Source organism: Streptomyces sp. SDr-06 (assembly GCF_003324565.1).
Lineage (GTDB): Bacteria > Actinomycetota > Actinomycetes > Streptomycetales > Streptomycetaceae > Streptomyces.
In genome coordinates this window covers 1-25750 of record NZ_QOLA01000040.1, presented here as the reverse complement: position 1 = coordinate 25750, position 25750 = coordinate 1, and the positions used below count along the sequence as shown (strand labels likewise).

The 25750-nt window shown below is 72.6% G+C and carries 20 protein-coding genes; 8 read left to right on the top strand and 12 right to left on the bottom strand.

The genetic code is table 11. From position 1 onward, the window contains the following. The first annotated feature begins 3 nt into the window (after positions 1–3). Positions 4–675 (top strand): FadR/GntR family transcriptional regulator, encoded by a 672-nt coding sequence (locus DT019_RS37710; protein WP_114041515.1) that lies wholly within the window; start codon positions 4–6, stop codon positions 673–675. Between the two features lie 151 nt (positions 676–826). Here the strand turns inward: DT019_RS37710 and DT019_RS37705 are convergent, their stop codons facing one another. The 5 genes from DT019_RS37705 to DT019_RS37685 are packed head-to-tail and all read right to left on the bottom strand — an operon-like array spanning position 827 to position 6578. Then, positions 827–1858 (bottom strand): ABC transporter permease, encoded by a 1032-nt coding sequence (locus DT019_RS37705; RefSeq protein ID WP_114041514.1) that lies wholly within the window; start codon positions 1856–1858, stop codon positions 827–829. Next, positions 1855–3420, bottom strand: coding sequence for a sugar ABC transporter ATP-binding protein (locus DT019_RS37700; RefSeq protein ID WP_114041513.1), 1566 nt, complete (start codon positions 3418–3420; stop codon positions 1855–1857). Before DT019_RS37700 ends, DT019_RS37705 begins: the two co-directional genes overlap by 4 nt. A gap of 2 nt (positions 3421–3422) precedes the next feature. After that, positions 3423–4460, bottom strand: coding sequence for a sugar ABC transporter substrate-binding protein (locus DT019_RS37695; protein ID WP_114041512.1), 1038 nt, complete (start codon positions 4458–4460; stop codon positions 3423–3425). A 25-nt stretch (positions 4461–4485) separates the two neighbouring features. Next, complete coding sequence (locus DT019_RS37690) at positions 4486–5262, bottom strand: SDR family NAD(P)-dependent oxidoreductase (RefSeq protein ID WP_114041511.1); 777 nt, start codon at positions 5260–5262, stop codon at positions 4486–4488. Further along, positions 5259–6578, bottom strand: a complete 1320-nt coding sequence (locus DT019_RS37685; RefSeq protein WP_114041510.1) for an enolase C-terminal domain-like protein — start codon at positions 6576–6578, stop codon at positions 5259–5261. Before DT019_RS37685 ends, DT019_RS37690 begins: the two co-directional genes overlap by 4 nt. Before the next feature lie 348 nt (positions 6579–6926). Between DT019_RS37685 and DT019_RS37680 the strand changes: the two genes are divergently transcribed. From DT019_RS37680 to DT019_RS37665, 4 genes are all read left to right on the top strand, one after another. Then, entirely contained in the window at positions 6927–7910 is a 984-nt protein-coding gene (locus DT019_RS37680; protein ID WP_114041509.1) for a PAC2 family protein, read from the top strand. An 87-nt stretch (positions 7911–7997) separates the two neighbouring features. Further along, positions 7998–9404, top strand: coding sequence for an NADP-dependent succinic semialdehyde dehydrogenase (locus DT019_RS37675; RefSeq protein WP_114041522.1), 1407 nt, complete (start codon positions 7998–8000; stop codon positions 9402–9404). Between the two features lie 359 nt (positions 9405–9763). Then, positions 9764–11500, top strand: coding sequence for a S8 family peptidase (locus DT019_RS37670; protein WP_114041508.1), 1737 nt, complete (start codon positions 9764–9766; stop codon positions 11498–11500). Between the two features lie 54 nt (positions 11501–11554). Beyond that, the gene (locus tag DT019_RS37665; RefSeq protein WP_114041507.1) at positions 11555–12094 is read left to right on the top strand and encodes a hypothetical protein; all 540 of its coding nucleotides are present in this window, start codon (positions 11555–11557) and stop codon (positions 12092–12094) included. A gap of 61 nt (positions 12095–12155) precedes the next feature. Here the strand turns inward: DT019_RS37665 and DT019_RS37660 are convergent, their stop codons facing one another. The 5 genes from DT019_RS37660 to DT019_RS37640 all read right to left on the bottom strand — a co-directional run bounded on the left by DT019_RS37660 (position 12156) and on the right by DT019_RS37640 (position 18994). After that, the gene (locus tag DT019_RS37660) at positions 12156–15191 is read right to left on the bottom strand and encodes an NPCBM/NEW2 domain-containing protein (protein ID WP_114041506.1); all 3036 of its coding nucleotides are present in this window, start codon (positions 15189–15191) and stop codon (positions 12156–12158) included. Positions 15192–15327: 136 nt separating this feature from the next. Further along, positions 15328–16557: a cysteine--1-D-myo-inosityl 2-amino-2-deoxy-alpha-D-glucopyranoside ligase gene (gene mshC / locus DT019_RS37655; protein WP_114041521.1), complete on the bottom strand. Its 1230-nt coding sequence runs from the start codon at positions 16555–16557 to the stop codon at positions 15328–15330. Between the two features lie 306 nt (positions 16558–16863). Further along, positions 16864–17685 (bottom strand): SCO1664 family protein, encoded by an 822-nt coding sequence (locus tag DT019_RS37650; RefSeq protein WP_114041505.1) that lies wholly within the window; start codon positions 17683–17685, stop codon positions 16864–16866. Further along, complete coding sequence (locus DT019_RS37645; protein WP_114041504.1) at positions 17649–18239, bottom strand: DUF3090 domain-containing protein; 591 nt, start codon at positions 18237–18239, stop codon at positions 17649–17651. Before DT019_RS37645 ends, DT019_RS37650 begins: the two co-directional genes overlap by 37 nt. A 68-nt stretch (positions 18240–18307) precedes the next feature. After that, positions 18308–18994, bottom strand: coding sequence for a histidine phosphatase family protein (locus DT019_RS37640; protein WP_114041503.1), 687 nt, complete (start codon positions 18992–18994; stop codon positions 18308–18310). Between the two features lie 59 nt (positions 18995–19053). On the opposite strand from DT019_RS37640, the gene corA reads away from it, so the two are divergent. Beyond that, positions 19054–20049, top strand: a complete 996-nt coding sequence (corA, locus tag DT019_RS37635; RefSeq protein WP_114041502.1) for a magnesium/cobalt transporter CorA — start codon at positions 19054–19056, stop codon at positions 20047–20049. On the opposite strand, the gene DT019_RS37630 is transcribed toward corA, so the two are convergent. Both DT019_RS37630 and DT019_RS37625 read right to left on the bottom strand, forming a co-directional pair. Further along, positions 20050–20838 carry a ferritin-like domain-containing protein gene (locus tag DT019_RS37630; protein ID WP_114041501.1) on the bottom strand — a complete coding sequence of 263 codons (789 nt, stop codon included), beginning with the start codon at positions 20836–20838 and terminating at the stop codon, positions 20050–20052. Between the two features lie 214 nt (positions 20839–21052). Further along, on the bottom strand, positions 21053–22108 hold the full coding sequence (locus tag DT019_RS37625; RefSeq protein ID WP_114041500.1) for an LLM class F420-dependent oxidoreductase: 1056 nt from the start codon (positions 22106–22108) through the stop codon (positions 21053–21055). A 169-nt stretch (positions 22109–22277) separates the two neighbouring features. On the opposite strand from DT019_RS37625, the gene DT019_RS37620 reads away from it, so the two are divergent. Both DT019_RS37620 and DT019_RS37615 read left to right on the top strand, forming a co-directional pair. Then, entirely contained in the window at positions 22278–23261 is a 984-nt protein-coding gene (locus DT019_RS37620; protein WP_114041499.1) for an aldo/keto reductase, read from the top strand. Continuing rightward, positions 23258–25561: a helix-hairpin-helix domain-containing protein gene (locus tag DT019_RS37615; protein ID WP_114041498.1), complete on the top strand. Its 2304-nt coding sequence runs from the start codon at positions 23258–23260 to the stop codon at positions 25559–25561. The genes DT019_RS37620 and DT019_RS37615 overlap by 4 nt, the downstream gene beginning before the upstream one ends. Positions 25562–25750: the final 189 nt, after the last annotated feature.

The following is a 25750-nucleotide window of genomic DNA, read 5'->3' as shown; positions in this document are numbered from 1 at the left end:
CCCATGGCTGTCACCGACGAGGCCATCGAGAAGATCAAGGAAATGATCGTCTCCGGTGCGCTGCGCCCGGGCGACCGGCTCCCCAAGGAGAGCGAACTGGCGGCCGAGCTCGGCCTGTCGCGCAACTCGCTGCGCGAGGCGGTGCGGGCGCTGTCGCTGATCCGGATCCTGGACGTCCGCCAGGGGGACGGCACCTACGTCACGAGCCTGGACCCGCAGCTCCTCCTGGAGGCCATGAGCTTCGTCGTCGACTTCCACCGCGACGACACGGTGCTCGAATTCCTCGCGGTACGCCGCATCCTGGAGCCGGCCGCCACCGCGATGGCCGTGTCGCGGATCCCGGACGCCGAACTCGACGTGCTGTCCGCCCAGTTGGAGGCGCTGGGCCCCGCACCCTCGGTCGAGGAACTGGTCCTGGCCGACCTCGAATTCCACCGGAAGATCGTGGCGGGGTCGGGGAACTCGGTGCTCTGCTCCCTCTTGGACGGGCTCTCCGGACCGACGACCCGGGCCCGCATCTGGCGGGGCCTGACCCAGGAGGACGCGGTGAGCCGCACGCTCCACGAGCACCGGGCGATCCTGACGGCCCTGCGGGACCGGGACGCGGAGGCGGCCCGGTCGTGGGCGACCGTGCACATCGCGAGCGTGGAGCAGTGGCTGAGGTCAACGCTGTGATCCTGCTAGCCACGCCCCTTCCCGGGGTGGCTGAAAGACCCTGGGGCTCCGCCCCGGACACCATGCTGGGCCCCCTACAGGGGCGCGGGGAACTGCGCGAGGAACCACGCACGGCCCGCACCCGAAGGCGGGCCCGGGGGCGCGTGGCGGGCTAGGTCTGCTTCTCGCCGCTGGCGAAGCGGCTGATGACCAGGGCCACGATGATGATCGCTCCGTTGAGGAACTGGTTCCACAGCGCGGGCACACCCCCCAGCGTCATGACGTTCACGACCAGTTGGAGCGTGAGCACACCCGTCAGCGCGCCGAACAGCGTGCCCCGCCCGCCCTTGAGGCTGATCCCCCCGATGACCGCCGCCGCGAAGACCTGGAAGATCCACCCGTTGCCCTGGTTCGCCGCCACCGAACCGTAGTGGCCGGTGTAGAGGATCCCCGCGAACGCCGCGAGCAGGCCGCCGACCGCCAGGACGATCCAGGTGACGCGGTCCACCCGGATGCCCGCCGCCCGGGCCGCCTCGGAGTTGCCGCCGATCGCGTACAGCGCCCGCCCGTGGCGCAGCCACGCCAGCGCGGCCCCGCCGATCGCGAAGAGGGCGAGGCAGATCCAGACGGCCGCGGGCACCCCGAACCAGTCCGTCATCCCGAGGTAGCGGAAGGACGGCGGCATCTCGATGATGGAGCGGCCGCCGGTGATGCCGATGTGCAGCCCCCGCAGCATCGTCAGCATCCCGAGCGTCGCGATGAACCCGTTGACGTTCAGCTTCAGCATCAGGAACCCGTTGAACGCCCCGATCGCCAGGCCGACCAGCAGGCACACCGGGATCGCGGTCCAGCCTGGCAGCAGGCCGACGCCCGCGAAGCGGCCGGCCGGCGCGGAGGACGGCAGGACCAGCCACATCGCGACGACCGGCGCGATGCCGATGGTCGACTCCAGGGACAGGTCCATGCGGCCGCAGATCAGGATGAGGGCCTGGCCCAGGACCAGCAGGCTCAGCTCGGAGGACTGCTGGATGACGCTGATCAGGTTGTCCGAGGTGAGGAACACCGGCGAGACGATGAAGCCGATGACCATCAGGACGAGGATCACGGGGACGAGGGAGAAGTCGCTCCAGCGGATGTGGGACAGCCGCCCCAGGGGACCCGCGTCCCGCATCCCGGCCGGCGCCTTGGTCGCCGTATCGGTCATGTCCGCTCCCCCATGCCGTCCGTCCCTTCCACTGCCGCCACGCCGTGCACGCCTTCCATCGCCGCGACGAGCTCGCCGTCGGTCCACCCGCTGTCGTACTCGGCGACGACCCGTCCGTGGAACAGGGCGAGCACCCGGTCGCAGACCCGGAGGTCGTCGAGTTCGTCGGAGATGATCACTGCCGCGCTGCCGTCGTCGGCCACCTGCCGCACCACGCCGAGGAGCGCGTCCTTGGACTTCACGTCCACGCCCGCCGTGGGGCGTACCGCGACGAGGGCCGCCGGCCCGCGGGCCAGGGCGCGGGCCACCACGACCTTCTGCGCGTTGCCGCCCGACAGGCCCGACACCGGCTGGTCGGGGCCCTGCGTCCTGATGTCGAGCGAGTCGATCATCGTGAGGGCGAACTCCCGTGTCCTGGAGGGGAGTACGGTCCCGAAGGGCCCGAGCCGGCCGGTCACCGTCAGCGTGGCGTTCTCGGCGACCGAGCGGTCGGGGACCAGGCCCTGGCGGTGCCGGTCCTCCGGGATGTAGCCGATGCCCGCGTCCAGGGCGTGCGGCACACTGCCCGGCTTCACGGGCCTGCCGTGCACGGTGACCCGGCCCGCGGTGGCCCGGCGCATCCCGACGAGCGTCTCGCCGAGGGCGGTATTCCCGCTGGCCGCGGCCCCGGCGACGCCGAGCACCTCGCCGCCGCGCACCGCGAGGTCCAGCGCCTCGAACTCCCCGTCCAGCGCCAGCCCTTCGGTCCGCAGCACCGGCTCGGAGGTCCGCCGCGGCCGGACGGCGGCCCGCCACGAAGGAGCGCCCGCGCCCGGCCGGTCACCGGTCATCGCGGCGACCAGTTCGTCCTTGGGCAGGTCGGCGACGGCGGCGGTGAGGACCTGGCGGGCGTCGCGGTAGACGGTGACCGCGGTGCACAGGTCGTACACCTCCTGGAGGTGGTGCGAGATGAACAGGAACGCCACCCCCTGCGCCTGGAGTTCGCGGAGCTTGGTGAACAGGCGCTGGATCCCGCGGGCGTCGAGCTGGGCGGTGGGTTCGTCCAGGACGATCAGGCGGGCCCCGAACGACAGGGCGCGGGCGATCTCCACGAACTGCCGCTGCTCCACGGCCAGTTGACCGGCCCGGGCACCGGGGTCGACATCGACTCCGTACTCGGCGAGGAGGTCCGCGGCGCGGCGGCGCAGCCTGCCCCAGCGGATGCGCTCGCCCTCGAAGCGGTTCAGGAAGAGGTTCTCGGCGACGGTCAGGTCCGGGACGACCATGGACTTCTGGTAGACGCAGGCGACCCTGGACCGCCAGCCGGCCCGGTCGCCGAAGGCGGGGGCGGGCGCGCCGCCGAAGGCGACGGTGCCGGAGTCCGGCCGGTGCAGGCCCGTGACGACCCCGACCAGGGTGGACTTCCCGGCGCCGTTGCGGCCGACCAGCGCGTGCGACTCGCCGGGCCGCACGGTCAGGCCGACGCCGTCGAGGGCGAGCGTGGGTCCGAAGCGCTTGACGACGCCGTGGGCGTGCAGGGCGGGTGCGGGCGGTTGGTCCCGCTCGTCCGGTTCGGGTGCCATGGCTAGCTCTTCTTCTGCAGCTGGTTGGCCCACAGCGCGGGGTCGTCGACGTTGGACCTGGTCACGAGCGGGGCCGGCAGCTGGTCCTCGTACCCGTTGGGGATCTTGACGATGTTCGAGCCGTGGTCGGTGGAGCCCTCCTTGAACGTCTTGCCGTCCAGGGCCGCCTTGGCGTAGTAGAGCGCGTACTTGGCGTAGAGGTCGGCGGGCTGGGAGATCGTGGCGTCGATCTTTCCGGCCTTGATCGCGTCGAACTCCTCGGGGATGCCGTCGTTGGAGACGATCGTGATGTGGCCCGCGGTGCCCTTCGGCAAGAGCCGGCCCTTCTGCTGGAGCAGGGCCAGGGTCGGCTGGAGGAAGACCCCGCCCGCCTGCATGTAGACGCCGTTCAGGCCGGGGTGCGCGGCGAGCGTGGACTGGAGCTTGGCGGAGGCCACGTCGCCCTTCCAGTCGGTGGCCAGCTCGTAGACCTTGATGCCGGGGTAGCTCTTGTCCATGCAGGACTTGAAGGCCTCGGAGCGGTCCCGCCCGTTGATGGAGCTCAGGTCGCCCTGGAACTCGGCCACTTCGCCCGTGCCGCCCAGCTGCTTGCCGAGGTACTGGCAGGCCTTCTCGCCGTACGCCTTGTTGTCGGCCCGTACGACCATGTAGACGGCGCCCTTGTCCGGGCGGGTGTCGACGCTGATGACCGGGATCTTCCGCCGGCTGAGGCTCTCCAGCGTGGAGGCGATGGCGCCGGTGTCCTGCGGGGCCATGACGACCGCCTTGGCGCCCTGGTCGGTGAAGGCGGTGACATCGGCGACCAGTTTGCCCATGTCGTTCTGGGAGTTGGTGAGCGGCAGCGCGGAGACCTCGCCGCTCTTGACGCCCTTCTCGACGTAGCTCTGGTAGGAGTTCCAGAAGTCGCTGTCGCTGCGCGGCAGGTCGATGCCGACCTTCTGGCCGCCCGAGCCGCCGCCCGACTCGCGGTTGCAGCCCGTGATCAGCAGGGCCGCGACCAGTGCGGCGCAGGCGGCGGCGGTTGTCGTACGCACTCTCATGGTCCCGTCCTTGGTGGGTTGCGGCTCAGGTACTCGGTCGCAGGCGCAGGCCCTGCATGCCTCCGTCGACCGCGAGCGCCGTGCCGGTGACGGCGGCCGCGGCGGGACTGGCGAGATAGGCGATGGCGGCGGCGACCTCGGCCGCCGAGACGAGGCGTCCCATCGGCTGGCGCGCCCGCAGCGCGGCCCGCTCCGCCTCCGGGTCGTCCGCCCGGTCGAGCAGCCGGGCGACCCAGGGGGTGTCGGCCGTGCCGGGGTTGACGCAGTTGACCCGGATGCCCTCGCGCACGTGGTCGGCGGCCATCGCCAGGGTGAGGGAGAGGACAGCGCCCTTGGCGGCGCTGTAGAGGGCGCGCTGCGGCAGGCCCGCGGTGGCGGCGATCGAGCAGGTCTGGGTGAGGGACGCGCGGCCGGGCCGCTCCCCCGCCGCGCGTCGCAGATGGGGCAGCGCGTGCCGGGCGACCCTGACCATGCCGAGGACGTTGACGTCGAGAACGTGCCGCCATTCGGCGTCGTCGTTGTCCTCGACGGTTCCGGCGGCGCCGATGCCCGCGTTGGACACGACGGTGTGCAGGGCGCCGAGTTCGCGGGCGGCCCGGGTGACCGCGTCCCGTACCCCCGCGTCGTCGGTGACGTCGGCCTGGAGGGCGAGGACCCCGGCGGGGGCGCCCTTCACGTCCCGGTCGAGCACCGCGACCCGGGCGCCCCGCTCCATGAGGAGCTCGGCGACGGCCGCGCCGATGCCCGAGGCGCCGCCGGTGACCAGCGCCGCCATGCCCTCGAAGTCCCGTGTGCTGCTCATGTGTTGACCTCCTGGACCGGGCGGCGCGAGCGCCACTGCGGGCCGTCCGGATAGCGGTAGGCGGCGATCGTCTCGGGGTGCATCCGGGCCGAGAAGCCCGGCGTGGTGGGGGCGCGGTAGTGGCCCGACTCGACGACGGCGGGGGCGGCGAAGTGCTCGTGCAGATGGTCGACGTACTCGATGACCCGGTCCTCGCGGCTGCCGGAGACGGCGACGAAGTCGAACATGGCGAGGTGCTGGACGAGTTCGCACAGGCCCACCCCGCCCGCGTGCGGGCAGACCGGCACGCCGTACTTGGCGGCCAGCAGCAGGATCGCCAGGTTCTCGTTGACCCCGGCCACCCGGGCCGCGTCGATCTGCACGAAGTCGACGGCCCCGGCCTGCAGGAGCTGTTTGAACACGACCCGGTTGGCGACGTGCTCGCCGGTGGCGACCTTCACCGGCTGCCCGGCCCGCACGGCGGCGTGGCCGAGGATGTCGTCGGGGCTGGTCGGTTCCTCGATCCAGTGCGGCTGGTAGGGGGCGAGCGCGGCCATCCAGCGGATCGCCTCGGACACGTCCCAGCGCTGGTTGGCGTCGATCGCGATGCGGATGCCGGGTCCGACCGCGGCGCGGGCCAGGCCCAGTCTGCGGACGTCGTCGTCGAGGTCTGCGCCCACCTTCAGCTTGATCTGGACGAAGCCGTCGGCGACGGCCTCCTTGGCGAGGCGGACCAGCTTGGCGTCGTCGTAGCCGAGCCAGCCGGGCGAGGTGGTGTACGCGGGGTAGCCCTCGGCGCGCAGCAGCCGGGCCCGTTCGGCGCGGCCGGGTTCGGCGGCGCGCAGCAGGGCCAGCGCCTCGTCCCGGGTCAGCACGTCCGACAGATAGCGGAAGTCGACGAGCGAGACCAGGTCCTCGGGGGACATCGAGGCGAGGAACTCCCACACCGGCAGGCCCGCCATGGTGGCCGCGAGGTCCCAGGCGGCGTTGACGACGGCGCCCGCCGCCATGTGCGTGACCCCCTTCTCCGGCCCCAGCCAGCGGAGTTGGGAGTCGTGCGTGAGGTCGTGGTGGAGGGCGGCGAGGTCGGCCGCCGCGGCGGGCGCCGGGCGGCCGAGGACGTAGGGCCGCAGTGCCTCGATGGCGGCGGCGGTGACCTCGTTGCCGCGGCCGATGGTGAAGACGAAGCCGTGGCCCTCGTGGCCGTCCGCGGTGCGCAGCACCACATAGGCGGCCGAGTAGTCCGGATCGGGGTTCATGGCGTCCGAGCCGTCGAGCTGTTCCGAGGTGGGAAAGCGGATGTCGTGTACCTCGAACGCCGTGACACTCGGCCTCATGCACGCCCCCTGGACGAACCCGTGGATCCACGCATGGATCAACGCCGTGGATGAACCGCTGAACGAACGTCCGCAGAAACGTCCGCGGGAACATCCGTGTGGACATCGGACCTCTACCGGTCATCCGATGTATATCCCCGCCCGATCGCCACCGTCCAGGGTCCTGACGAAAATCGCAGGGCACAGCTCGGATGAATCACGGGCCGAATGCGCTGCTGCCCCCCGAGTCGCCCCTTCATTCCCGTGTCACTCCGGACGCCGCGGGGCCGTGCACGGGGGCTGCGGCTGGGTAGGTCTGAAGCCGTAAGGTTGGGACGTACGCAAGGGAACTTCGGAGGGAGGCACTGGGTGATCGAGCTGGAGGGCGTTCCCGAGCTGGTCGACCCGGTCATGATCGCCGCGTTCGAGGGCTGGAACGACGCGGGCGACGCCGCCTCCTCCGCGGTCGCGCACCTGGACGGGGCATGGAAGGGCGAGGTCTTCGCCGCGCTCGACGCGGAGGACTACTACGACTTCCAGGTCAACCGGCCCACGGTGTGGCTGGACGGCGGGGTCCGCAAGATCACATGGCCCACCACCCGGCTCTCCGTGGTCCGGGTCGGCGGGGACAAGCCGCGCGACCTGGTACTGGTGCGCGGCATCGAACCGTCGATGCGCTGGCGCTCGTTCTGCAACGAGATCCTGGGCTTCGCCCACGAGCTGGGCGTCGAGATGGTGGTGATCCTGGGCGCGCTGCTCGGCGACACCCCGCACACCCGGCCGGTGCCGGTCAGCGGCGTGACCTCCGACCCGGACCTGGCGCGGACCATGGATCTGGAGGAGACCCGCTACGAGGGCCCGACGGGCATCGTGGGCATCCTCCAGGAGGCCTGCACGCACGCGGGGGTTCCGGCCGTCAGCCTGTGGGCCGCGGTGCCGCACTACGTCTCCCAGCCGCCGAACCCGAAGGCCACGCTCGCCCTGCTCAACCGCCTGGAAGACCTGATCGACCTCAGGATCCCGCTCGGCGAGCTCGCCGAGGACGCCCGGGCCTGGCAACTGGGCGTCGACCAACTGGCCGCCGAGGACAGCGAGGTGGCCGAGTACGTGCAGACGCTGGAGGAGGCGCGGGACACCGCGGACCTGCCCGAGGCGTCCGGCGAGGCCATCGCCCGCGAGTTCGAGCGGTATCTGCGCCGGCGTGACGGCGGCCCCGGCCCCGGTCAGGCCACCGCGGGCGGCCACGCCACCGACGGCGACGGGTCCTATCTGCGCGACACCTCCAGCGGGCGCACCCGGCCGCCGAAGCCGCCGAAGACGGACGAGCCCGGCGAGGAGTCACCCGAGGAGTAGCCCCGGCCGGGCCGGGGCTCGCGTTGCGGCGCCTTCCCGCGCGCGGGAAGGTCGAAGGACCAGTGCCTTCGGGAGGTGTCGTACGTCATGGCCATCGCCACGGTGAATCCGGCTACCGGTGAGACGCTCAAGAGCTTCGGTGCCATGCGGCCCGAGGAGGTGGAGCGGCGCCTCGCCACCGCCGAGACCGCCTTCGGCGCCTACCGCACGACCGGCTTCGAGGAGCGGACCCGGCTCGTGCTGCGGGCCGCCGAGCTGCTCGACGGCGACCGGGACGACATCGCGCGCACCATGACCCTGGAGATGGGCAAGCCGGTGGCGGCGGCGCGCGCCGAGGCGGCCAAGTGCGCGAAGGCGCTGCGCTGGTACGCCGAGCACGCGGCCTCCCTGCTCGCCGACGAGGAGCCCGCGCCGGACGACGTCCACGACTCGGGAGCAGAGCGGGCCCGGGTCCACTACCGGCCGCTCGGCGTGGTCCTCGCCGTGATGCCGTGGAACTTCCCGCTGTGGCAGGTCGTCCGGTTCGCGGCGCCCGCGCTGATGGCGGGCAACGTCGCCCTGCTCAAGCACGCCTCGAACGTGCCGCAGACCGCGCTGTACCTGGAGGACCTCTTCCGCCGGGCGGGCTTCCCCGACGGCTGCTTCCAGACGCTGCTGATCGGATCGGACGGCGTCGAGAAGGTGCTCCGCGACCGGCGGGTGGCGGCGGCGACGCTGACCGGCAGCGAGCCCGCGGGCCGCTCGGTCGCGGCGATCTGCGGCGACGAGATCAAGAAGACCGTCCTCGAACTCGGCGGCAGCGACCCCTATCTGGTGCTCCCCTCGGCCGATGTGGAGCGGGCCGCGCGCACCGCGGTGACCGCCCGGACGCAGAACAACGGCCAGTCCTGCATCGCCGCCAAGCGCTTCATCGTCCACACCGACGTCTACGACGCGTTCGCCGAGCGGTTCACCGCGGGGATGCGGGGGTTGAAGGTCGGCGATCCGCTCCTGGACGACACCGACGTGGGCCCGCTCGCCAGCGAGCGGGGCCGGACCGACCTGGAGGAACTCGTCGACGACGCGGTGCGCAAGGGGGCGACCGCGCTGTGCGGCGGGAGCCGTCCCGAGGGGATGGACCGGGGCTGGTTCTACCTGCCCACGGTCCTGGCCGGCGTGACCGCGGACATGCGGATCCACCAGGAGGAGACCTTCGGACCGGTCGCCACGCTCTACCGGGTGCGGGACCTCGACGAGGCGGTGTCCGTCGCCAACGACACGCCGTTCGGGCTGAGTTCCAACGTGTGGACCCGTGACGGCGACGAGGTGGACCGCTGCGTACGGGACCTCCAGGCGGGCGGCGTGTTCTTCAACGGGATGACCGCCTCCCACCCCGCCTTCCCCTTCGGCGGCGTGAAGCGGTCCGGCTACGGCCGCGAGCTGTCCGGTCACGGCATCCGCGAGTTCTGCAACGTGACGACGGTGTGGCACGGCGCCGAGCCCTCGGGAAGCTGACCCGGGTCTCTGCCCCTGAGCGGCGACCAGCGAGAACCGGTCGCGCCGGACACCGGCGGCGGGCACGATCCGGCAACGGCCGGGGCGGGCGGCTCCGCCCCGCCCCGGCCCCCGCGCGCGCCCGCGTCGACCGGGCGGTCGCAGGGGACGCGCGTACCCCACCGCACCCCATCAACCCCGGTGGTATTTGGCCGAATTGCGGCGTGACAGCGGTTTCCGGACCAAATGCACGGGCTGCCCATTCAGCTTGATTTCAAACTTCCTTCGCGCCAACGGGGTGGACGACCCGCCGCCGCGGTAGCAAGGTGTGTCCCCTGAAGGCACGCCAAGCACAGCACCCGAGGGGAGCGGCGGAAGCGATGACCGATCGGATTCACCCGGGTCAGGGCCCCGGAACGGCGGGCCCAGGACCCGACGGAGCTGGATTCACCTATCACGGAGCCGAGCCGGAACTGATCGTCGTCGCGCGGGCCGAGTCCCGGTTGCGCGTCGGCGCGGAGGGCGTGCGCTCGGCCTCCGGAGCCGACACCTCGGCTCTCTCGATGTTCCTCGCCGACGAACAGATCGCCCTGGAGCCGCTGTTCGGCCGCGAGGAGCGGCTGGCCCAGGTCCCCCGCGGAACCTCCCGCGAGGCCCTGCCGGACCTGTCCCTCTACTACCGGGTGCGCGGCGGCGGCGAGCGAGCCACGGAGCTGAGCGCGCGCCTGGCCGCGCTGCCCGAGGTCGAGACGGCGTACGTGAAGCCGGGCGCCGTGCCCGCCTCGCTGACGGGCCGCGACGAGGACACCGTCAAGCGCCTGAAGGAGGGCGCGCCGGCGACGCCCGACTACACCGGCCGCCAGGGCTACCTGGCCCCGGCGCCCGAGGGCGTCGACGCGTACTGGGCGTGGCTGCGCCCGGGCGGCTCCGGTGAGGGCGTCACCGTCATCGACGTCGAGGGCGCCTGGCAGCTGGGCCACGAGGACCTGGCGGAGAAGCTCGCCGGGCTCGTGGTGGGCAACCCGGTGCAGGACCTGGCCTGGCGCAATCACGGCACGGCCGTCCTCGGCATCATCGGCGGCGACCGGGACGACAAGGGCATCACCGGGATCGTCCCGCAGGCGGTCACCGCGGCCGCCTCGTTCCAGGGCATCGGCACGGCGGCGGCGATCCACGCCGCGGCGGAGCGGCTCTCGCCCGGTGACATCGTCCTGCTCGAACTGCACCGCCCGGGGCCGAGGTTCGACTTCCAGGGCCGCGACGACCAGCAGGGCTACATCCCGCTCGAATGGTGGCCGGACGACTTCGCGGCGATCCGCTGGGCTACCGCCAAGGGGATTCTGGTGGTGGCGGCGGGCGGCAACGGCGGCGAGAGCCTGGACGACGCGCTGTACGAGCGGCGCCCCGACGCGTTCCCGCAGGACTGGCGCAACCCCTTCAACCCGTCCAACCAGTCCTCGGGCGCGGTCCTGGTGGGCGCGGGCGCGCCGCCGCCCGGCACGCACGGCCGCGATCACGGCCCGGACCGCTCACGGCTCGCGTTCTCCAACTACGGGGCCCGCATGGACGCCCAGGGCTGGGGCCGCGAGGCGACGACGACCGGCGGCTTCTGGGACCGGGCAGGTGACCTCCAGGGCGGAGCCGAGGAGATCGCGTGGTACACCGACACGTTCTCCGGTACGTCGTCGGCGGCCCCCATCGTGGTCGGCGCCCTCGCCTCGCTCCAGGGCATGCTGAAGGCGACCGGGCAGGAGCCGATGACGCCGGAGCGGGCCCGGACGATCCTGCGGTCGACCGGCTCGCCCCAGCAGGACGCGCCGGGCCGGCCCGCCTCGCAGCGCATCGGCAACCGGCCCGACATCAAGGCCGCGGTGACCCGTCTGATGCCCTCGACGGTCGGCACCGGCCAGGCGGAACGGTACTGGGACGAGCTGATCCCGTACCCCCATGAACTGCCTCCGAGGCTCCGGCTGTTCGTCGCCGGGGCGTGGCGCAACCTGAACAACCCCGCGCCCGAACTCCGCCAGGCGGTGCACTCCGCCTTCGCGGGCGGACGGCCGGACATCAGGGTCTGGTTCTCGGACGACGAGGTCGTCGGCCTGGTGGTCGCCGGCTGAGCGTCCGGACACCGGACGGCGAACGAAACTCACAACAGGGAAGGTGACACCCGCATGAGCACCACCCCGCAGATGAGCCAGCAGCACCAGCAGTACGGCCAGCAGGGCCCCAGCACCTCCCCGCCGCAGGGCTTCGGCCAGCAGGGCATCGGTCAGCAGGGGTTCAACCCGTCGTACCAGCAGGGCATCGGCCAGCAGGGCTTCGGCCAGCAGCAGATCCCGCCGCAGATCCAGCAGCAGCTCCAGCAGCTCGGCCAGCAGCAGCCCTACCAGCAGCTCCTCCAGCAGATGGGCGGCCAGCAGGGACAGCAGGGCCAGCAGTCGATCGGCCAGCCGCTCGTGCTGCCGGCCGCGGTCAACAGCGCCGCCCTGGTCAGCGGCATCGCCACGAAGTTCTGGGACGTCGTGACCCCGCTGCCCGGCCAGCCCTCGATCCTGTACCTGTTCATCGACGGCAACTGGCGCCAGCTGGCGAACCCCAACCCCGTCACGCATGACGAGGTCCAGGAGGCCTTCGCCTTCGGGCAGCAGGTCATCGGGTTCTACGACACCACCAACAGCGTCATCCAGGCGATCGTGGTGAACAAGCAGTAGGGCCAACTCCCGCACAGAGGGCGCCGGGTGGGCAGGTCACCGCCCGGCGCCCGCGGTGTGCCTAGGCGCAGCTGAACCTCGCCGCGGCCCAGTCCCCGTGGTCACCGGACTTGGAGTTGTTGGTGTCGGTGACCAGGAGGTGGACGTGGCGCGCCCCGCCGAGCGGAACGTTCACCGGCACGGTCGCCGAGGCCCCGGTCACCTTCGGCGAGGTCCACAGCACCGTGCCGTCGGCCACGACGGAGAAGGCCACCTCCCCGTAGCCGTTGATCTCGTCGTCGATGCCGACGTCGGCGGTGAAGGCCGTGCAGCGCCCGCCCGTGTAGACCTCGATGTCGGAGTCCGCGTGGGCGCCGATGCCCTTGGCGTACGTCTTCCCCGCCAGCGTGAGGGTGCGGCCGTCGGCGGCCCCCGACTCGCCGTTGGACCGGTCGCGTTCGGGCGGCCCGTACCCGTTGGTCCGGGTCAGCCAGACCATGTCACTGGCCCAGGTGTCCCCCGAGGGCGGCGGCGGCATCACGGACACCGCGATCCGCTGCTGTGAACTCCCCTGGCGCGAGGCCGACGCGGCGGTGAGCGTGGCCTCGCCGGAGGGTGTGTCTCGTGCGGGGGTGACCGCCACCTCGACGCGCCGCGTGGTGCCCGCCGAGACGCGGTCGAGCGCGGCGGCGGGGGTCACGGTCCACCCGGCCGGGGCGGTGAGGGAGACCCGGACGTCGGTCGCGTCCCTGGTCCCCGCGGTGACGTCCACGGCCACCGTGCCGGGCGCGCCCGCGCCGAGCTCCTGCCCGGCGGGCGCGGCCAGGGTGACCTGGGCGCCGGGCGTCCGGCCGCCCACGGCGCTGGTGTCCCCCAGCCGCACCTCGAACGCCTTGTCCGTGCGCAGGGTCGCGGTCTTCACGCGCACCACGCCGCCCCGGTCGCTCGGGTCGTAGAACCAGCCCGTGGCCGCCGTGTCGTACGCGGCCCTGGAGCCGAGCCGCGCGAGCCGGTGCCCCGCGACCTCCACGGTGGCGGGCGCGCTCCCGGTGTGCACCGTCAGCTCGTAGGGCCGGGCGGTCTGCTTGCCCGCGAACTGCCCCTTGCTCGCGCTCACCTGCACGGTCACATCGCCCGGTCCGCGCTGCGGGGCGGTGACGTCGGCACGCTGGGTGGCGTAGGCGCCGGTGCGGTGGGCGCGGGTCACGCCGTCGTCCTCGTACAGCTGGAAGGAGGAGCGGCCCTGCGGGTAGATGTCCCAGGCGAGGGGGGAGTTCGCGGTGCGGTCCTGGTAGGAGCGGATGCCGGGCCACATCGGGACGGCGGCGCCCGCCTTCACGAACAGCGGCAGCGTGTCCAGGGGCGCGCTGTAGCCGTCGACGGTCGTCGGCCCCTGGTAGGTGCGTCCGCTCCAGTAGTCGATCCAGGTGCCCCGGGGCAGGTAGATCCCGTTGCGTACGGTCGTGTCCTGGTAGACCGGCGCGACGAGGAAGTCCTCCCCGGAGAGGAACTCGTACTTGGCGGCGTCGGTGGCCGCCTTCGGATCGTCCGGGTACTCCAGGGCCAGCGGCCGGACCGGCCCGATGCCGGTCCTGGTGGCCTCATGGGCGTAGGAGTACATGTAGGGCAGCAGCGACTCCTTGAGCAACAGGTAGTTCCGGTTGATCGAGGTGTACGGCTCGCCGTACTGGTAAGGCTGCTTGTCGCTCGCCGCCCAGCCGTCCATGGTCATCACGGCGGGCAGGAACGACTTCCACTGGAGGTCGCGCGTGTACGTCTTGGGGCTGCCGCCGAAGATGCCGTCGATGTCACCACTGGTGTAGGCGAGGCCCGACAGCGTCGCGCCCGCGTAGGTCGGGATCTGCCAGCGGATGTAGTCCCAGCTGCCCGACTGGTCGCCGGACCACTGCACCCCGCAGCGCTGGGCACCCGACCAGCTCTCCGGCGCCCAGGTGAAGCCGCGGGCGTCGCTGTTGGCCTCGATGCCCTGATAGGCGGCCTTGCAGCCGTCGAGGGCGTGCTTGTACCCGTCGCCGACCCAGGCGACGTCCAGCTTCGCCACCCGCTGACCGGCCTTGACCTGGTCGGCGAGCTTGTCGAGGCCGTCCTCGGTCCACAGGCCCAGGTGCATGGAGTCGTTCTGGAGGCCCTTGGCGGTCTCGGGGAGGTTCTCGTAGCCGCAGCCGTAGCCGTCGTTGACCAGCATCCAGCCGTTCGGCATGCCGTTGGTCTTGTACGCGTCCGCGACCTTCACCGCGTCGAGGGTGTGCCGCTCGCCCCGGTTGGCGTTGTGCAGATAGCAGTCGGAGTCGCCGGGTTCGAGCCCGTACACGGGCGGCAGGAAGGGCTTTCCGGTCAACTGGGTGTAGTCGCCGATGACTTGTTTCGCGTCGCCCGCGAAGTAGTAGGCGTCGAAGCGCTGTTCCTTGGCGCTCGCGGTGACGGGCTGTCCGAAGACGTAGGTGTTGGGGGCGTAGGTGTTGCGGAAGACGCCGTAGCCGGCCGTGGAGAGGTAGAACGGCACGGAGTTGGGGTGGCCGCCGTCGTTCCAGTGGTCGTCCACGCTCACCTGGACGGTCTGGTCGCGGTGCGAGGTGTTGCCGCGGCCGTTCTGCATGCCGCCGCCGTAGAACTGCTCGGTGGCGCCCCGGGACAGGGTCTGGGTGGTGGCGTCCTTGGTCCAGCTGAGCGGCTTGGTCTCGGCCCACAGCCGGGTGCCGTCCGCCTTGTAGAGGGCGAAGCGGAGCGGGGACTTGAAGGCGCGCAGGGTGATTTTGTCGGTGCTCAGCTCGTAGTGGTCGCCCCGGTCCTTCCAGCGGGTGGCGGGCGGCCTGCCCTGCGGCAGGACGATGTCGGAGCCGGTCGGGTCGGTGAACTTCCCGTCCGGGGCGAGTTCGATGCGGAAGGTGTCGGCCGTCACGAAGCCGACCCGGGCCTCGGCAGCGCCCGCGTGCAGCGTGAAGACGGAGCCGGCGCCGGCCTCGAAGCCGGTCACATCGCCCACGGAGGTCTCGGCCGGGGTGTTGGCCTGCGCGCAGCCGGGCCCGGCGAACACCGCGAGCAGACCGAGCACGGCCGCACCCGCGAGCGCCACTCTCGTGCGTATTGGTGATTGCATAGAGCGTGTTTAGCGCACAAACGAGCATGGGACCATGGGGCGGGCAGGCAAAAAACAGAACCGCCCCCGGACTCACGAGGAGTCCAAGGGCGGTTGTGGCAGAGCGAGTTGGCGCCGGTCGCGGTGGTCCGGCCTCCTACAGCGCGACGCCGAGCAGGGCGTCGACCGTACGGGACACGAGGCCGGGGGCGGCCTCGTCCGTGCCGCCGTCGGCCTCCTGGCGCTCGGCCCAGCGGTCGACCGCGGCGAGGGCCGCGGGCGCGTCCAGGTCGTCGGCCAGGGCCTCGCGGACCTCCTCGACCAGGGCGTCCGCGGACGGCCCGTCGGGGCGGGAGACGGCGGAGCGCCAGCGCCCGAGGCGCTCGACGGCGTCCTGGAGCACCTGGTCGGTCCACTCCCAGTCGGCCCGGTAGTGGTGGGCCAGCAGGGAGAGCCGGATGGCGGCCGGGTCGACGCCGTCGCGGCGCAGCTTCGACACGAACACCAGGTTGCCCTTGGACTTGGACATCTTCTCGCCGTCCAGGGCGACCATGCCGGCGTGCACGTACGCCTTGGCGAAGGGGTACTCGCCGGTCAGCGCCTGGGCATGCGAGGCGCCCATCTCGTGGTGCGGGAAGACCAGGTCGGAGCCGCCGCCCTGGACGTCGAAGCCCATGCCGAGGTGTTCCAGGGCGATGGCGACGCACTCGATGTGCCAGCCCGGGCGGCCGCGCCCGAGGGAGGCGCCGTCCCAGCTCGGCTCGCCCTCGCGGGCGGCCATCCACAGCATCGGGTCGAGCGGGTTCTTCTTGCCGGGGCGCTCGGGGTCGCCGCCGCGCTCGGCGGACAGCGCCCGCATGAACGCTGCGTCGTAGTGCGAGACCCCGCCGAAGTGCGGGTCGCTCTCGACGGAGAAGTAGATGTCCCCTTCGAGCTCGTACGCCGCTCCCGCGTCCCTGAGCCGTTCGACGAGCGGGACGATCCCGGGTATCGACTCGACCGCTCCGATGTAGTGCTTCGGGGGGAGCAGCCGCAGGGCGGTCATGTCCTCGCGGAACAGGGCGGTCTCGCCCTCGGCGAGCTCGACCCAGTCCTTGCCGTCGCGCAGGGCCCGCTCCAGCAGGGGGTCGTCCACGTCCGTCACGTTCTGGACGTAGTGAACCTGCCGCTTGGTATCGAGCCACACGCGCTGAACGAGGTCGAACGCGTTGTAGGTCGCCGCGTGACCCATGTGGGTCGCGTCGTACGGGGTGATCCCGCAGACGTAGATACGGGCGACGGGACCGGGGTCGAGGGTGACGGGACCGCCGGTCGCGGTGTCGTGGATCCGGAGGTCGCGGCCCTTGCCGGGCAGGGCGGGGACCTCAGAAGCGGGCCAGGCATGCATGTACATGAGCGTAACCGGACGCACGTTCCGGATACGAACCGGATCCCGGTCTTGGCCGAATCCCCCCTCTTGCGCGCGCCACCCCAAGGCTGCTACCTGGAGCACCGCCCCAGACCCCGTAACGCGCCTGAACGGCGCTCGTCCTCAAACTCCCCCAAGGCCTTAAGGGCCAGGGGGACCCCCATGACGGGCTCAGGTTGCCAGCGCTGAGCCCCCTACAGGGGCGCGGGGAACTGCGCGACCAGCCACGCACAGCCCGCGGTCGAAAGCGGAGTGGGAGGCGAGGCGCCGCGGGGTGGGGGTGGCTCACACCGGGGGCCAGGGGATGGCGGGCCACTCCCCCGAGGGCTCGGGGTGCACCCCGGCCGCCAGCAGCGCGGCGACCCGCGCCCGCAGCGCGTCCACCTCGGCCGAAGTGAGCAGCTCCGCCATCCGGGTGGCAAGAGGCTCCAGGGGTCGAAGGGCCTCGGCCAGGCCCTTGAGAGCGCCCACCGCCTCCGAGGTGAGCGGCTCGCCCGCCCACCCCCACAGCAGCGTCCGCAACTTGTCGTCCACGTTGAACGTGACCCCGTGGTCGATCCCGTACAGCCGCCCGTCCGGCGCGGGCAGCAGGTGCCCGCCCTTCCGGTCCCCGTTGTTGATCACCGCGTCGAGCACCGCGAGCCGCCGCAGCCGCTCGTCGTCGGCGTGCACGAGGAGCGCGGTGCGCCCCTCACCGACCTCGGCGAGGGCGACGGCCTTCCAGCCCTCGGCGGGCTCCTCGTCCTCGACGAGCGCGAGCAGCCCGGAGTCCCCCTCCACCGGCTCGATCCAGAGCTGGACCATGCCCTCGCCGTAGGGGCCCTCGCGCAGCACGGTGGGCGGCACGAGGTCCCAGCCGGTCGCGAGCGACACCTCGTACGCCGCGACCTCGCGCTGGGCGAGCGTGCCGTCGGGGAAGTCCCACAGCGGCCGCTCCCCGGCGACGGGCTTGTAGACGCACTCCGCGCTGTCGTCGCCGTACGAGACGGAGCAGTACAGGACCGCGTTGGACGCCTCGCGGATCCGCCCGAGGACGGTGAGCTCACCCTTGGCGAGGAGCTCGGCGGAGGTCAGGCTCCGCGGCGGTATCCGTTCTGGCGCGGGCATACGTGTCCTTCCGGGTCGAGCGGGAGGCTGCACAGCGGGCACGGCGGCCGGCCCGCGTTCACGACGTCCAGGGCCCGCTTGGCGAAGGCCCGGGCCTGGGCTCCGGTCAGGCGCACCCGCAGCATCGGCGGGCCGTTCTCCTCGTCCTGGAGCATCCGTTCCTCGGCCTCGGCCAGGTCGTCCTCGGTGTCCGCTTCGAGCTCGACCAGGGCCTGCGCCTCGATGATCATGCGCTGTTCGTCGCCGTCCCAGGCCAGCGCCATGGTGCCGACCCGGAACTCCTCCTCGACGGGCGAGTCGAGGGGCGCGGTGTCGGTGACGTCGGGCGGGGCCACGGCGGGCACAGGAGCGTTTCCCCCGGTCCTGCGCACGACCTCGTCGAGCAGCTCGTCGATCCGCTCCGCGAGCGCCGCGACCTGGGTCTTCTCCAGGGCGACGCTGGTGGTGCGGCTGCCCGCGGACGCCTGAAGGAAGAACGTACGGCGCCCGGGGAGCCCGACCGTGCCGGCCACGAAACGGTCCGGCGGGTCGTAGAAGAACACCTGACGGGACACGTTCTGGTCTCCCTAGTTCGGAGTTGGAGCGGCGGTTTTCGGCGCGTCCACCCTACTGCGCGCGGCGATCACGGTGCTCCCGCACCGCCACCGACCTCGGCCTGTTCGTCCGCGGGGGCCTCGCGGGGGGCCAGTGAGGCGAGGTCGCCGGTGTCGCCGAGGCGTACGAGGTAGGGGCGCAGGCGGGTGTAACGGATCACCGTGAGGGAACACGGTTCCACCGAGATCCGCTGAAAGAGGTCGAGATGCATGCCGAGGGCGTCCGCCACGATGGACTTGATGATGTCGCCGTGCGAGCACATGGCGTAGACCGCGTCGGGGCCGTACTCCGTCTCGATCCGGGCGTTCCAGTCCCGCACGGCTTCCACGGCCCGCGTCTGCATGGCGCGCATCGACTCGCCGCCGGGGAAGGCCGCGTTGGAGGGGTGCTGCTGCACGACCTCCATCAGCGGCTCGGTGGAGAGCTCGGAGAGTTTGCGGCCCGACCAGTCCCCGTAGTGGCACTCCCCGATCAGGTCCTCGGGGTGCAGCGGCAGCCCGGGGCGGGCGTCGAGCAGCGGCTGGACGGTCTCGCGGCAGCGTTGCAGCGGGCTGGTGACGACGGCGGCGAGGGGGACGGAGGCGAGCCGGGCGGGCAGGGCGGCGGCCTGGGCGCTGCCGCGCTCGTCGAGGGCGACGCCCGGCGTCCAGCCGGCCAGCACCCCCGCCGTGTTGGCGGTGGAGCGTCCGTGGCGTACGAGGATCAGCGTGGCCATGCCCGCCAGCCTAGGCGTCCGGCGGTCGGCGGGTGCGGGCGGCTCCCGTTCACGGGACAATGCCCGCGATGATCGTCGACTGTGCCATCTACCGCGACGGCCGCCGCACGGACGGCCCGAAGGACTTCTCGGACGCGCTCGGTGAGGCCCGCGCCGCCGGGGACAGCTTCGTGTGGATAGGGCTGCACGAGCCGACCGAGGAGGAGTTCGAACTGGTCAGCAGCGAGTTCGGGCTGCACGCGCTGGCCGTGGAGGACGCCCTGAAGGCGCATCAGCGGCCCAAGCTTGAGGTGTACGACGACTCGCTGTTCCTGGTGCTCAAGCCCGTCGTCTACGAGCCGCGCAGCGACGCCGTGTCCACCGGCGAGCTGATGCTCTTCGTGGGCGACAGCTTCGTGGTGACCGTGCGGCACGGCGAGGGCGCGCCCCTCAAGGCGGTCCGGCAGCGCCTGGAGGCGGAGCCCGAGCTCCTGCGGCACGGGCCGACGACGGTCCTGTACGCGGTGAGCGACGCGGTCGTCGACCACTACACGGATGTGGCCGCGGAGCTCCAGACCGACCTGGAGGAGCTGGAGGCGCTGGTCTTCTCGCCGACGGGCGGCGGTGACACGAAGAACACCGCGTCGCGGATCTACACCTTCAAGCGGCAGGTCCTGGAGTTCCGCCGGGCCACCGGTCCGCTCGGCCAGCCCGTGCAGCGGCTGGCGAGCGCGGGGGTGCCGTTCGTGAACGCCGAGTCGCAGCCGTTCTTCCGCGACGTGAACGACCATCTGACCCGCGCCAACGAGGCCGTGGAGGGCCTGGACCGGCTGCTGTCCGACATCCTGTCGGCCCACCTCGCCCAGGTGAGCGTCCGCCAGAACGACGACATGCGGAAGATCTCGGCGTGGGCGGCGATGGCGGCGGTCCCCACGATGGTGGCCGGTGTGTACGGCATGAACTTCGACGACATGCCGGAGCTCCACTGGTGGTGGGGCTACCCGGCGGTGATCCTGCTGATGGTCGTCCTGGAGGTCGTCCTGTACCGCCTGTTCAAGCGGCGGGGCTGGCTGTAGTCAGGCGAATCCGGGCGCGGCGACGGGCGGTCCGCCCAGCGCGTCGCGCCGCTCGGGCATGGTGAGGCTGACCATCCGCCGCCATCCCGCGAGCCGTTCGTAGACGTACACCGCGTGGATCCCCGCGGCGATGGCCGCCGTCTTGGCGCGTGGCCAGTGGAGGATCCGCCCCATGTGGGCCATCACGGCGAGGCTGACGTCGCGGTAGACCCGGATCTCGGCGAGCGCGCACGCGCGCAGCACCCGCTGGATCGCGCGGCCGTGTCCGGCGCGGGCCAGGCGCAGCAACTCCTCGTGGCAGTACGCCAGATGGTTGTCCTCGTCGTCGGAGATCATCCGCACCGCGCGTCCGATGCCGGGGTCCGCGCCGAAGTGCTTGCGCAGCAGCTCCATCTGCTCGGAGGCGCGCTGCTCGGTGACCCGGCTGTGGGCGAGGTAGACGACGACGTCCTGTTCGCTGAGCGGCTGCTCGCCCCGGAGCAGTTCGTGACCGAGTCCGATGCCGTTCCGTTCGAGCAGCATCGTGTAGTCGGTGTCGGGCGGTACGTCGACGGGTTTCAGCCCGCGCTTCTTCATCAGCGCGTGGAAGATCCGCCCGTGCTTGTCCTCGTCGGCGCCGTGCCGGGCCACCTTGGGGGCCAGCGCGCGGCATGCGGCGGGCAGGAGGGCGGCGATCCGGCCGTTCTCCCAGCCTCCCTGGGACTCACCGCTGGCCGCGATGGAGCAGAAGAGCCGGAACGACTCGTCGTCGTCGAGGATCTCCTGGAACAGGCTCTTGGCCGAGAGCATCGCCGTACCTCCGGGTTCGCACAGGAACCGTGCGAAACTGAGTCAAATGCGGCAGCACACCCTCGGCAACAGGGGTCCCGGACCCATTGGGCCGAACGAAGGAATGTGCGGTGCCCCCACCGCCGTAACCGGGCGGCGCACCCGGGCGTTGTCAGGCAGACGGCCGTGGCGGGGAAGACCCCCGAGCCCCCACCACGGCCGCAGAGCCCCTCCCCTACGCGAGTCCCGCGCGCTCCAGCGCGTCGGTGCCCGCGCGCAGCGAGGCGAGCCGCTCGTCCAGCGTGAAGCCGGCCGGGGCCAGGGTCAGCGTGGTGACGCCCGCGGCGGCGTACGCCTGCATCCGGTCGGCGATCCGCTCCACCGAGCCGAGCAGTGTGGTCGAGTCGATGAGCTGCTGCGGCACCGCGGCGCCCGCGCCCGCCTTGTCGCCGGCCAGGTACTTGTCCTGGATCTCGGCGGCCTCCTTCTCGTACCCCATGCGCTGCGCGAGCTGGTTGTAGAAGTTCTGCTTGCGGCTGCCCATGCCGCCGACGTACAGCGCGGTGTACGGGCGGAACATGTCGGCCAGGGCGGGCACGTCCGCGTCGGCGCCGAGCGAGATCGGCAGCGTGGGGCAGACGTCGAAGCCGTCCATGGTCAGGCCCGCCTTCTCGCGGCCCGCCCGGATGTGGGAGATCGCGGTGGCCTCGATGTGCTCGGCGGCCGGGAAGATCAGCAGCGCGCCGTCGGCGATCTCGCCGGTCTGCTCCAGGTTCTTGGGACCGATCGCGGCGATGTAGAGCGGGATGTGCTCGCGCTGGGGGTGCACGGTCAGCTTGATGGGCTTGCCGGGGCCGCCGGGCAGCGGCAGCGTCCAGTGCTCGCCCTCGTAGGAGAGCCGCTCGCGCGTCATCGCCTTGCGGACGATCTCGACGTACTCCCGGGTGCGGGCGAGCGGCTTGTCGAACTTGACGCCGTACCAGCCCTCGGAGACCTGGGGCCCCGAGACGCCGAGGCCCAGGCGGAAGCGGCCACCGGACAGCGAGTCGAGGGTGGCGGCCGTCATCGCGGTCATGGCGGGCTGGCGGGCCGGGATCTGGAGGATCGCGGAGCCCACGTCGATGCGTTCGGTCTGCGCGGCGACCCAGGCCAGGACGGTCGGCGCGTCCGAACCATAGGCCTCGGCCGCCCAGCAGACGTCGTAGCCGAGCCGGTCCGCCTCCTTGGCGACGGCGAGGTTGTCGCCGTCCATTCCCGCGCCCCAGTAGCCGAGGTTGATGCCGAGCCGCATGGCCGATCCCCTTACTCGTCGTGACGCGTACGCACGCGCCCACTCCGCGTCTTACTCATGAGTAACGTTCCTGTGCCGGGGACTCTAGCGCGCGTGGGCGCGATGCGGCAGGGCCGAGTTGTCCACAGGCTCTCTCCCCGTGGGCCCCTGGCCAGTAATCTCAGCGCCCATGGAGCAGAGGCATCTCGGCCGCACGGGCCTGCGTGTATCCCGGATCGGGCTCGGCACCCTGACGTGGGGCCGGGACGTCGGCGAGCAGGACGCCGCCGAACTCCTGAAGGTGTTCTGGGACGCGGGCGGCACGCTCGTCGACACGGCCGACGTGTACGGCGGCGGGGACGCCGAGTACCTGCTGGGCCAGCTGGTCGAGCGGCTCGCGCCGCGAAGGGACCTGGTCATCGCGACCAAGGCGGGCAGCGTGCCCGACCCCGACCGCCGCTTCGACGGCTCGCGCGGCCACCTCCTCAGCGCCCTCGACGCCTCCCTCGAACGGCTGCGCACCGACTACGTCGACCTCTGGCAGGTCCACGCCTTCGACCCCGCGACACCGCTGGACGAGACCCTCCAGGCCCTGGACATCGCGGTCAGCAGCGGCCGGGCGCGCTACGCGGGCATCTCCAACTTCTGCGGCTGGCAGCTCGCCAAGGCCGCGACCTGGCAGCTCGCCGCGCCCGGGGTACGGACCCGGCTCGCGAGCACCCAGATGGAGTACTCGCTGCTCCAGCGGGGGGTGGAGCGCGAGGTCCTGCCGGCCGCTCTGGACCTGGGCGTCGGGCTGCTGCCCTCCTCGCCGCTGGGCCGGGGCGTGCTCACGGGAAAATACCGGCACGGGACGCCCTCGGACTCGCGGGGCGCGTCGGAGGGGCTGTCCGCGTTCGTGGCGCCCTACCTCGACGAGGCGGCGAGCCGGATCGTCGACGCCGTCTGCATAGCGGCCGACGGACTCGCCGCGACACCCCTTCAGGTGGCGCTGGCCTGGGTGAGGGACCGGCCGGGAGTGGTGGCGCCGATCGTCGGCGCGCGCAACGCGCAGCAGCTCGCGGCCGCATTGTCAGTGGAGGCCCTTAGTCTTCCTGACGAGATCTGCCAGGCGCTCGACGATGTGTCGGCGCCCGTGCACCGCTATCCCGATCAGGACTGGAGCACGCTGTGACTGCGCTTCCCCAGGGCTCGGCCCCTGGATCCACGGCCGACGAATCCGCCGAGGCGGAGGTGGCGCCCGAGACCGCGCAGGCGTCCGCCGACGCACAGGCCGACACCGTCGGCGACCCCGCCGTGGATGGCGCGGAGACCACGACCGGCGAAGCGCCCGGGCACGAAGGCGGCTTCGGCCCGGCCGGGGAGAGCGCCGAGGACGCCGGGGCCACCGAGCCCGTCGGCGACGGCGCGACCACGAGCCCCGCCGGGACCGGGACCACCGAGGCCCCCGCGCCCGAGGGTGACACCGGAAGCCCCGAAGCAGCCGGGGCGGCCGACGCGAAGGCGTCCGAGATCTCCGAGGCGGCGGCGGAGCTCGCGGCCCAGCGGGAGCTGCGGGCCAGGATCGAGCAGCGCAAGGCGGAGAAGGAGGCCCCGATCGCGGCGGGCACCAAGCTGAGCGGGCAGGCGGCCGACCTGCTCGCCGCGGTGCGGGCCGTGGAGAGCGGCGAGAAGTCGGGAGCCGCGTTCTTCGGCGGCCCGCCGCCCGCCCCCCGCAAGCCCGCCCCGGCACGCCCGGGGGCCCCGCAGCCCGCTCCCGCGCCGGCCGTTTCGGCCGAGGCCCTCGGCTCCGTACGTGACGTGCTGACCCGCGGCGGCGCCCCCGAGACGCTGGCCGCCCAGGTCGCCGGCGCCCTCGGGGAGCAGGCGGCCGAGCGGCTCGGTGCGGACCCCTGGCAGCTCCTGGCCGTGCCCGGGGTGCGGCCCGAGCAGGCCGACGGCTTCGCACGGGCGCTGCTCGGCGCGGAGTGCCGGCCGGACGACGAGCGCAGGTCGGCCGCGCTGGTCGGCTGGATCCTGGAGCAGGCGGCCGTCCAGGGGCACACGGCGCTGTCGGCGGACGACGTGCGCAAGGCGCTGGCCGGGCGCTCCGTCCCCGATCCGGACGAGGCGGTGCAGCAGGCCATCGCCGAGGGCGTGGTGCTGGTCTTCCAGGACGGCCTGGCGGACGAGCCGACGTCCGAGGAGGACGACGGCGCCGGGGCCGAGGCAGCGGAGCCCGCCGAGCCGGTCGAGGTGCTGCTCGGGCTCGACCGGTACGCCCTGGCCGAGGAGAGCCTGGCCGACGGCCTCGCCCGGCTGCTCAACTCGCCGGTGCGCGAGGACGGTTCGATCTGGCCGGAGGGCGGCGAGCTGGTGCGCGCCGTCGCGGGCAGCGGCCTGGTCGCGCACACCGGCGGCGAGGCCGCCCGCGCGGAGTCGGCGGCGGTGGTGACGGCGGCCGCGGCGGCCGGACTGCGCGCCGCGGGCGCGGCGCACACCGCGGACGGCCGGCGACGGCTGGCCGAACTGACCGGCCCGCTGGCCGCGTTCACCGTCGCCGGGCTGCTGTCGGGCGAGGGCCCCGGCCGGGACGCGAACGGCGCGCTCGCCCTCGACGTCCTGGTGGTGCAGGACGCCCCGCAGCTCGACGTGGAGACCGCGGCCGCGCTCGTGGAGTCGCTGCCCGACGGCTGCCGTCTGGTCCTGAGCGGCGATCCCGGGGTGCTCGGCCCGGCGGGCGCGGGCCTGGTCTTCCATGACGTGCTGGCCGCCCGGGTCTGCCCGCTCGTGTCCTCGCGCCTGCCCGATGCGGGACCGGTCGGCGAGCTCGTCTCGGGCATCGGCATCGGTGAGCTGAACCAGGTCGAGGCGCCCGGCAAGGAAGTGGTGATCGTCCCGGTGCGGGACGCGGGCGAGGCGGTGCACCGCTGCGTCCAGCTCCTCGCCGACTCGATCCCGCGGGCGATCGGCATCCCGGCGGAGCAGACCCAGGTCGTCACGGTGGGCCACGGCGGCTCGGCGGGCACCCGGGCGCTGAACGCGGCCCTGAAGCAGCGCCTGAACCCGGGCCCCGGCCGCTTCGGCGGCTTCGACCCGGCCGACCGGGTGGCCTACGCCCAGGCCCCGGGCCGTACGGTCATGGGCACGGTCGTGGGGGCGGACGCCGAGGGCCTGCGCCTCGACTGCGCCGGCACGCCCGTCCTCGTACCGAAGGAGCGCGTCGAGTCCGCACTGCGGCACGGCTGGGCGCTGACCGCGCACCAGGCGATCGGGATGCGCTGGCCCGCGGTGGTCGCGGTGCTGCCGGGAGACGCGGCCCAGGGGCTCAACCGGGCCTGGGTGTACACGGCGTTCGGCCGGGCAGAGCGGCATCTGTCCGTCGTCCACGGCGTGGACCAGGCGCTCCCGCGGGCCGTCGCGGAGATCCTCCCGGCGCCGCGCACGACCCGCCTCACCCCGCTGCTGCACGGCCTTCTGAAGATCGCGGAGTAGCCGAACCCCGGCACGGCGGAGGCCGCGCACCCCTCCAAAGGGGTGCGCGGCCTCCGCCATGGGGCCGGGTCAGGGGGCCGGTCGCAGGTCGTCCTCCTCGTCGAGGCCGTCCTCCAGCTCCTCCTCGTCGAAGACGGCGCTCACGTCGAAGCGGCACACCACACGCTGCGGATCGGCGTGGTCGAAGGG

Bases quoted from the DNA above. Each gene is read 5' to 3' on its own strand.
- DT019_RS37710 (WP_114041515.1), top strand. From the start codon at position 4: ATGGCTGTCACCGACGAGGCCATCGAGAAGATCAAGGAAATGATCGTC.
- DT019_RS37705 (WP_114041514.1), bottom strand. From the start codon at position 1,858: ATGACCGATACGGCGACCAAGGCGCCGGCCGGGATGCGGGACGCGGGT.
- DT019_RS37700 (WP_114041513.1), bottom strand. From the start codon at position 3,420: ATGGCACCCGAACCGGACGAGCGGGACCAACCGCCCGCACCCGCCCTG.
- DT019_RS37695 (WP_114041512.1), bottom strand. From the start codon at position 4,460: ATGAGAGTGCGTACGACAACCGCCGCCGCCTGCGCCGCACTGGTCGCG.
- DT019_RS37690 (WP_114041511.1), bottom strand. From the start codon at position 5,262: ATGAGCAGCACACGGGACTTCGAGGGCATGGCGGCGCTGGTCACCGGC.
- DT019_RS37685 (WP_114041510.1), bottom strand. From the start codon at position 6,578: ATGAGGCCGAGTGTCACGGCGTTCGAGGTACACGACATCCGCTTTCCC.
- DT019_RS37675 (WP_114041522.1), top strand. From the start codon at position 7,998: ATGGCCATCGCCACGGTGAATCCGGCTACCGGTGAGACGCTCAAGAGC.
- DT019_RS37670 (WP_114041508.1), top strand. From the start codon at position 9,764: ATGACCGATCGGATTCACCCGGGTCAGGGCCCCGGAACGGCGGGCCCA.
- DT019_RS37665 (WP_114041507.1), top strand. From the start codon at position 11,555: ATGAGCACCACCCCGCAGATGAGCCAGCAGCACCAGCAGTACGGCCAG.
- DT019_RS37660 (WP_114041506.1), bottom strand. From the start codon at position 15,191: ATGCAATCACCAATACGCACGAGAGTGGCGCTCGCGGGTGCGGCCGTG.
- mshC (WP_114041521.1), bottom strand. From the start codon at position 16,557: ATGCATGCCTGGCCCGCTTCTGAGGTCCCCGCCCTGCCCGGCAAGGGC.
- DT019_RS37650 (WP_114041505.1), bottom strand. From the start codon at position 17,685: ATGCCCGCGCCAGAACGGATACCGCCGCGGAGCCTGACCTCCGCCGAG.
- DT019_RS37640 (WP_114041503.1), bottom strand. From the start codon at position 18,994: ATGGCCACGCTGATCCTCGTACGCCACGGACGCTCCACCGCCAACACG.
- corA (WP_114041502.1), top strand. From the start codon at position 19,054: ATGCCCGCGATGATCGTCGACTGTGCCATCTACCGCGACGGCCGCCGC.
- DT019_RS37630 (WP_114041501.1), bottom strand. From the start codon at position 20,838: ATGCTCTCGGCCAAGAGCCTGTTCCAGGAGATCCTCGACGACGACGAG.
- DT019_RS37625 (WP_114041500.1), bottom strand. From the start codon at position 22,108: ATGCGGCTCGGCATCAACCTCGGCTACTGGGGCGCGGGAATGGACGGC.
- DT019_RS37620 (WP_114041499.1), top strand. From the start codon at position 22,278: ATGGAGCAGAGGCATCTCGGCCGCACGGGCCTGCGTGTATCCCGGATC.